Genomic DNA, 8,022 nt, shown 5'->3' with positions numbered 1-8,022 from the left:
CGACGATCTGGCCGCCGCTTCGCGGCGGCCAGATCGTCGCCGACTTCAACGAACAGCTCGAACTCGCGGCGCTGGCCGATACGCTCGGCTTTCGCGCGCTGTGGATTCGCGACGTGCCGCTGAACAGCGCCGACTATCCCGACCCGGTCGGCCACCTCGACCCGTGGGTGCTGCTCGGCGCATTGGCGTCGCGCACGCGCCGGATCGCGCTCGCCAGCGGCGCGATCGTGCTGCCGCTGCGTCATCCGCTGCATATCGCGAAAGGCGCGCTGTCGGTCGCGACGCTGTCGGGCGGACGCTTCGTCCTCGGGCTCGGCTCCGGCGACCGGCCGCCCGAATATGCGGCGTTCGGTGTCGACGCCGAAACGCGGCGCGACCGGTACCGCGCACACTGGGACGTCGTCGCGGCCGCGCTCGGCGTGCCGTCTCGCGTGCTGCCCGACGACGCACCGTCCGACGCGCCCGAATTCACGCTGCTGCCGCGCGGCGACGGCACGGTGCCGATGCTCGCGGTCGGCTCGGGCGGACAGAGCGTCGACTGGATCGCACGGCACTCGATCGGCTGGATGACGTATCACCGCGATCCGGACACGCAGCGCGCCCGCTATTCGATGTGGCGCGCGGCGGTCGACCGGCTCGCGTCGCCGGCCTTTCGCGCATTCGGCGTGTCGATGCGGCTCGACCTCGCCGCGCGTCCCGATACGCCGGCCACTGCATTGCCGCTCGGCTATGCAACCGGGCGCCATGCATTGGTCGACATCCTGCACGGCATGCGCGCGGCGGGCACGCATCACGTCACGCTGAATCCGGGATCGGACCGGCCCGTGCGCGAGGTCATCGAGGAACTCGCGGAGCACGTTCTGCCGGTTTTTCACGACGGGCAGGTGTAATTCTTCAGGAATCCGAATTCATATGACGCGGTGCACGCGTCGTTACAGCTACCTTACGATCCGGCAAGCAGGACGTTCCCACATATCGGGTCGTCTACAGTCTGCATCAGACACATACATGACAGAATGCGCAGCCGGAATCGCGGCAATGCGATGCTCGAACGACTCGCAAACGCCCGCGCCGCCTCGCGCATGCCCGATTCGAATACTCATCGAAGGAACTATTCGGTTCCGATCGCGATCATGTTAACTTCCGTCCATCGTTCAGCTCGGCGGGCCGCGCGCCGATGCGCGCCCGCATGCCCACTCATGCGACATTTCCTCCTCGGCTGGCTGCTGGCCGCCGTCGTCTCGGCCACGCACGCGGCCGCTCCCGCCCCGGCCGCCGCGTCGGCCGCCTCCGGCAACGCGCCCGCGCTGACGCCTCAACAGGCGCAGCAGGCACTCACCGTGCTCGAAAACCCGCGCGAGCGCGCGCAGGTCGAAACGACGCTGCGTGCGATTGCGGCCGTCGGCGCATTGAGCGCGCCCGCGGTCGCCGCAAGCGAAACGGCCGCGGCCAGCGGCGCGTCGGCTGCGGCCGCCCCGAGCGCGCTCACGTCGAACGGGCTCGCGTCGATGCTCGTCCGCCAGGGGTCGCGCTGGACCATCGAAATCGGCGGCGCGCTGAAGGAATCGCTGCGCTCGCTGCTCGATGTCGGCTCGGTCGGAAGCTGGTGGCATGACAGGCTGGTGCGCGCCGACGCGCGCGCTGATCTGATGCACGCGATCTTCCTCATCATCGCCGTGCTCGTGCCCGCGCTCCTCGTCGAATGGTTCGCGAAGCGGCTGCTGCGACGCGCGCTGGCCACGGTGGCCGCGCGGCGCGCCGACCCGTCGCGCCGCACCGCGCCCGATTCCGTCACGCCCGACGACGACAACGCATCACCGCCGGACGCATCCACCCCGCCCGACACCGCGCCCGCATCGTCGCAAGGTCTCGGCCATGCGCAGCGTCAAACCACGCTGCTGCACCGGATGCCGCGCGCGCTCGTCAGCCTCGTACTGCGCGCGGTGCCGCTGCTCGTGTTCGTCGGCGTCGCGAGCCTGACGATGTCGGTGATCGGCGATGCAGGTACGCCGATCGAATCCGCGCTCGAGGCACTGATCGACATCTACGTGATCTGCCGGCTCGTCACGATCGTCAGCCGGCTGTTCTTCCAGCCCGATGCGCGGCAATTGCGGCTGCTGCATATCAGCGACGCATGGGCCGATTTCGCGCAACGCTCGATCGCGCGGATCGTGATCGTGGTCGGCGCGTGCACGGCCGCGGTCGAGATCGCCGCGAACTTCGGCCTCAGCGAAGCCGGTCACGTCGCGCTGCTGAAAGCGGTCGCACTCGTCGGGCACGTGATGATCTCGGCGCTGATCCTCCAGTGCCGCCGGCCGGTCGCCGCGCGGATCCGCGCGGCCGGCGCGGACCGGCCGACCTTCGCGGTGGCCGGCAACGCACTCGCGGACGCATGGGCACCCGTGTCGGTATTCATCGTGATGGCGCTGTGGTTCGTGTGGGCGCTCGACGTCCACAACGGCTACCGCGTGCTGATCACGCTCGGCGGCCGCTCGATCGCGGTGATGATCGGCATGCGGATGGTATCGATCGTCGTGTTCGGCGCGCTTGCGCGGCTGTTCCAGGGCCGCGACGAAGACCGCACGCTCGTTCATCTGCACGCGTACCGCTACTACCCGCTGCTGCGCCAGATCGTATCGGGCGCGATCGGCATCGTGACCGTCGTGCTACTGCTGCAGATCTGGGGCGTGCCGATCTTCCGCGCGTTCGAGACCGGCACGATCGGCCACCGCCTCGCGTCGGCGCTGATGACGATCGCGATCGCGGCCGTCGTCGCGCTCGTCGTATGGGAAGCCGCGAACATTGCGATCGAGCGCCGTCTGCAGCGCTGGACGCGCGAAGGCAATCTGGTGCGCGCGGCGCGCTTGCGCACGCTGCTGCCGATGCTGCGCTCGCTGCTGTTCGTGATGATCGCGCTCGTCGTCGTGCTGACCGGCCTCAGCGAGCTCGGCGTGAACGTCGGCCCGCTGCTTGCCGGCGCCAGCATCTTCGGCGTCGCGCTCGGTTTCGGCTCGCAGAAGCTCGTGCAGGATTTCATCACCGGGATCTTCCTGCTGATGGAAAACGCGATGCAGGTCGGCGACTGGGTCACGCTCGCCGGCGTGTCGGGCACGGTCGAGTACCTGTCGATCCGCACCGTGCGGCTGCGCGGCGGCGACGGTTCGCTGTACACGATCCCGTTCAGCTCGGTGACGACCGTCAACAACACGAATCGCGGGCTCGGCAATGCAGCCGTCAAGGTCAGCATCGCCTATGGCGAGGACATCGATCGCGCGATCGCGACGCTGAAGGAGATCGGCGCCGCATTGCGCGACGATCCGAAATACCACGACGGCATCCTGTCGGACTTCAGCTACTGGGGCATCGACCAGGTCGACGGCGCGGCGCTCGCGCTGGCCGGACAGATGCAGTGCACGGATTCGACGCGCTGGAGCGTGCAGCGTGAATTCAACCGGCGCATCGCGGAAACCTTCCGCGAACGCGGCATCCGGATCGCCAATCCGCAGCGCAGCGTCGTCGCGTACGCGGATGGATCGCGGCCGGTCGGCAACGGCGAGAACGGCAGCCATGACGGCAACGGCAATGCCGCTGAAACAGCGCCCCGGCCGCCGTCAAGCGACGAGCCGGCGCGCAAGCCGAACTGACTTGCCGGGTTAGCGACCCGTCGCGCTCAACGCGCGGCGGGCTTGGTCACGCGCCGCGTGTTTTTCGCCGCGGAGGTTGATGCACCCGGCTTCGTCGTGCGTTTCGCCGCGGCACGCGGCTTCCGCTTCGCGGCAGCCTCAGGACCAGTAGCAAACCCATCGCGCTGCGCATGCCATTGTTCGAGCAGCACGCGCGTCTGGTCGGCAATCGTCTCGATCAGCAGCGCCGCGCGCTCGCCATTGAACGCATCCCATTCGAGCACCTGCAGCGCAGAACGCTCCGCGATGTGGAACACCGTGATCTGCCCGTACAGGCTCATCGCGCGCAAGCGCGTGACGGGATCGTCGGCCGGCCGCCCCGAGATGCGGCCGATCAGCTCGGCGCTCACGTCGTTGAGCGGCTTGCGCATGCGCTTCATCAGGATTTCGCTCGCGCTCGCCGGCTCCTGGCCGACCTGCTCGCGCGCGAAGAACAACCGCTGGTTCATCGTCTTCGGCGCCGTGAACATCCGGTCCGACAACGCGCGCAGCAGCCCGACGAACGCGTCGATCAGCACGTCGACGTCCGCGTCCGCGTCGAGCATCGCCCACGCATGGCCGACCGACGGCGCGAACACCTCCCAGCCGTTCTCGGCGATCGTCTCCACGCACGCGCGGTAAACGCCTTCCTTGTTCTCGAAGTAGTACTGGAGCGCCGGTGCGTTCACGCCGGCCATCGCGGCGATCTCGCGCGTCGATGCGCCCGCGAACCCGCGTTCGCCGAACAGTTCGATCGCCGCCTCGATGATCCGCTGGCGCGTTTCGTCGCCGCGCGCGTAGCCGCCCGCCGACGTGCGACGCAGCTTCTTCGCTTCGTTCATGCCTTCCTCGTCATTCGATCGATCGACATTCTACTTGACACAATTCTAGCAACTGGAATAATTCTTCCACTCGGAATAAATTGGACGCCAGCATGTCGACGCTGCAAGACCCGCCACAGAAAGCAAATCGTCAGGAAACCGGAACAACGCCGCGCAACGAAAAGGTCGGATCGAAGCGGCGCATCCTGCTCGTGGTCGCCGTGCTCGCGGCCATCGGCGGCGCCGTCTGGCTCGGCCGCTGGTGGACGACCGGCCGCTTCATCGAAAGCACCAACGATGCGTACCTGCAGGCGGACAGCATGACCGCCGCGCCGAAGGTGGCCGGCTACGTGACCGACGTGTATGTGCGCGACAACCAGGCGGTGAAGGCCGGCGATCCGCTCGTGCGACTCGACGTCCGCCAGTACCAGGTCGCGCTCGCGCAATCGCTCGCGACCATCGACGCGCGCCGCGCGGATATCGCGCGCGCCGAAGCCGACATCGGCCAGCAGCACGCGAATCTCGAACAGGCCGACGCGCAGGCGAAGGTGTCGCAGATCAACGCACGCCACGCCAGCGACGAATACGCACGTTATGCACCGCTCGCGGCGACCGGCGCCGAAACGCACGAACGCGTCGCCGATCTGAAGAGCACGCGCGACCAGGCGGCCGCGACGCTCGCCGCAAACAACGCGTCGATCGCCGCCGCCCGCACGCAGATCGCGTCGTTTACCGCGCAGCTCCAGCAGGCGCGCGCGCAGCTCGAGGCCGCCCAGGCCAGCGCCGCACAGGCGCAGCTCGACCTCGACAACACGGTCGTGCGCAGCACGCTCGCCGGCCGCGTCGGCGATCGCACGGTGCGCGTCGGTCAATATGTGCAACCCGGCACGCGTCTGCTGACCGTGGTGCCCGTCGATACGATCTACCTCGTCGCGAACTTCAAGGAAACGCAGATCGGCCAGATGCGCATCGGCCAGCCCGTCGAACTGCACGTCGACGCGCTGCCGGACGGCGCGCTGTCCGGCGTCGTCGACAGCTTCGCACCGGGCACGGGCGCGCAGTTCGCGCTACTGCCGCCCGAAAACGCGACCGGCAACTTCACGAAGATCGTCCAGCGCGTGCCGGTACGCATCCGCCTCGCCGCGGACGCGCGTGCGCAGCGCATGCTGCTGCCGGGGCTGTCGGTGACGGTCGACGTCGATACGCGTTCGGCCCGCGACGAGCAGCACCATGGCTGATACGCCCGCCACGATGCCCGCGCCGCCGCACGAAGGCCGCGCGAGCGTGACCGACTGGATCGCGGTCGCGGCCGGCGCGCTCGGCGCGCTGATGGCGACGCTCGACATCTCGATCACGAACTCCGCGCTGCCGCAGATCCAGGGCGAAATCGGCGCCACCGGCACCGAAGGCACGTGGATCTCGACCGGCTACCTGATGTCGGAAATCGTGATGATCCCGCTCGCCGCGTGGCTCACGCGCGTGTTCGGGCTGCGCAATTTCCTGCTGACGAACTCCGCGCTCTTCATCGCGTTCTCGATGATGTGCGGCTGGTCGCATTCGCTTCCGATGATGATCGCCGGCCGGATCGGCCAGGGCTTCACCGGCGGTGCGCTGATCCCGACCGCGCAGACCATCATCCGCACGCGGCTGCCGTTGTCGCAGTTGCCGGTCGGGATGACGCTGTTCGGCCTGATCGTGCTGCTCGGGCCGCTGTTCGGCCCCGTGCTCGGCGGCTGGCTCGCGGAAAACGTGAACTGGAGCTGGTGCTTTTTCCTGAACCTGCCCGTGTGCCTGCTGCTGATGGCGCTGCTGGTGTTCGGGCTGCCGTCGGACCGCCCGCAATGGGGCTCGTTCTTCAACGCGGACTGGCTCGGAATCGCCGGCCTCGCGATCGGCCTGAGCTCGCTCACCGTCGTGCTCGAGGAAGGCCAGCGCGAACGCTGGTTCGAATCGCAGATGATCGTCACGCTGAGCCTCGTGTCGCTCGCCGGGATGATCCTGATCGCGCTGTCGCAGCGTTTCGCGAAGCGGCCGATCATGCGGCTGTCGCTGATGCGCAACCCGCGCTACGCGAGCGTGATCGTGATCGTGTCCGCGGTAGGCGCCGGCCTGTACGGCGTGTCCTACCTGCTGCCGCAGTTCCTCGCGATCGTCGCCGGCTACAACGCCGAGCAGGCCGGCGCGATCATGCTGCTGTCGGGACTGCCGGCCTTTCTCGTGATGCCGATCCTGCCGCGCCTGCTCGGCAAGGTCGATTTCCGCATCCTCGTGATCTCCGGGCTGCTGCTGTTCTGCCTGAGCTGCATGCTCGACATCAGCCTGACCGCGCAGAGCGTCGGCCACGACTTCGTGTGGTCGCAACTGATCCGCGGCGTCGCGCAGATGCTCGCGATGATGCCGCTCAACCAGGCGTCGATGGCGGCCGTCGCACGCGAAGACTCGGGCGATGCGGCCGGGCTCTACAACATGGCGCGCAACCTCGGCGGCTCGATCGGGCTCGCGATCATCGGCACCGTGATCGACCGGCGCACGACCTTCCATACGGCCGCGCTCCGCGAATCGGTGACCGCGAATTCGCTGATCGGACAGGACCGGCTGTCGGCCTATGCGGCCAACTGGTTCGCGCACACCGGCGACCTCGCGTATTCGAACATGCGCGCGCTCGGCCAGCTCGCGCAGCAGATCCAGATCCAGGCGGTCGTGATGACCTACTCCGAAACCTTCTACCTGCTGGGCCTCGCACTGCTCGCCTGCGTACCGCTCGCGCTGCTGCTGAGAACGCCGCGCGGGCCGCAGCCGATGTCGTCCGGCCATTGAACCGTCTTACGCGATGAAACCCTTCTCCCTGCCCCGCCACCCTGCGCTCACGCTGTGCGCGGCCGCGTGCCTGCTCGCCGGCTGCACGGTCGGCCCCGACTACCGCGGCGCGCCCGCCGCGCCGGATGCACCGACCTTCGTGCGCGCGCCGGCATCCGGCATCGACACCCGCGCGCCTGCGCCGAGCGCGTGGTGGCACGCGCTGAACGACCGCCAGCTCGACGACCTGATCGCCACCGCGCTCGTGTACAACCCCGATCTGCACGCCGCGCAAGCGCGATTGCGCGCAGCACGCGCGCAGCTCTCGCAACAGCGCGCGGCCCAGTTGCCGAAATCGTCGGCCACCGTCGCGGCCATCCGCATGCGCGAACCGGACGTCAGCGCGCTCGGTTCGCTGTTGCCGTCAAACGGCTCGAACCAGTCGGGCGGCACATCGCCGTCGCTGGGCGGCTCGGGCCCGCTGCAACTCTATTCGGCAGGCTTCGACGCGACCTGGGAAATCGACTTGTTCGGCGGCACGCGCCGGGCAGTCGAAGCGGCATCCGCGCAAGCGGAGGCCGTCGACGCCGATCTGTCGGACACGCAGGTTTCGATCGCCGCCGAAGTCGCAACCGCCTACGTCGACCTGCGCGACCAGCAGCAGCGGCTCGCGCTGTCGCAACGCACGGCCGAACTGCAGCAGACGATGCTCGAACTGACGCAGCAGCGCCGCGCGCGCGGCG

6 protein-coding genes are annotated in these 8,022 nt (G+C 68.5%); 5 read left to right on the top strand and 1 reads right to left on the bottom strand.

What is annotated here, in order from left to right; genetic code table 11:
* Together VL15_RS38795 and VL15_RS38790 are read left to right on the top strand one after the other, a co-directional pair.
* A partial coding sequence (locus VL15_RS38795) for an LLM class oxidoreductase (protein ID WP_048252181.1) occupies positions 1-890 on the top strand: 890 nt, incomplete at its 5' end.
* Between the two features lie 309 nt (positions 891-1,199).
* Positions 1,200-3,644: a mechanosensitive ion channel domain-containing protein gene (locus VL15_RS38790; protein WP_048252180.1), complete on the top strand. Its 2,445-nt coding sequence runs from the start codon at positions 1,200-1,202 to the stop codon at positions 3,642-3,644.
* Between the two features lie 26 nt (positions 3,645-3,670).
* Here VL15_RS38790 and VL15_RS38785 read toward each other — a convergent pair whose 3' ends face one another.
* Positions 3,671-4,504, bottom strand: a complete 834-nt coding sequence (locus VL15_RS38785; RefSeq protein ID WP_048252179.1) for a CerR family C-terminal domain-containing protein — start codon at positions 4,502-4,504, stop codon at positions 3,671-3,673.
* A gap of 92 nt (positions 4,505-4,596) precedes the next feature.
* Here VL15_RS38785 and VL15_RS38780 point away from each other — a divergent pair, with 92 nt between their 5' ends.
* The 3 genes from VL15_RS38780 to VL15_RS38770 form a co-directional block, all read left to right on the top strand.
* Complete coding sequence (locus VL15_RS38780; protein ID WP_048252178.1) at positions 4,597-5,721, top strand: HlyD family secretion protein; 1,125 nt, start codon at positions 4,597-4,599, stop codon at positions 5,719-5,721.
* Positions 5,714-7,300: an MDR family MFS transporter gene (locus VL15_RS38775; RefSeq protein ID WP_048252177.1), complete on the top strand. Its 1,587-nt coding sequence runs from the start codon at positions 5,714-5,716 to the stop codon at positions 7,298-7,300. The genes VL15_RS38780 and VL15_RS38775 overlap by 8 nt, the downstream gene beginning before the upstream one ends.
* Positions 7,301-7,313: 13 nt before the next feature.
* Positions 7,314-8,022, top strand: a 709-nt coding sequence (locus VL15_RS38770) for a TolC family protein (protein WP_048252176.1), incomplete at its 3' end; no start/stop codon positions are given.

This window comes from Burkholderia cepacia (genome assembly GCF_001039005.1).
Classification (GTDB): Bacteria; Pseudomonadota; Gammaproteobacteria; order Burkholderiales; family Burkholderiaceae; genus Burkholderia; species Burkholderia theae.
This window is presented reverse-complemented; position numbering and strand designations above follow the sequence as displayed.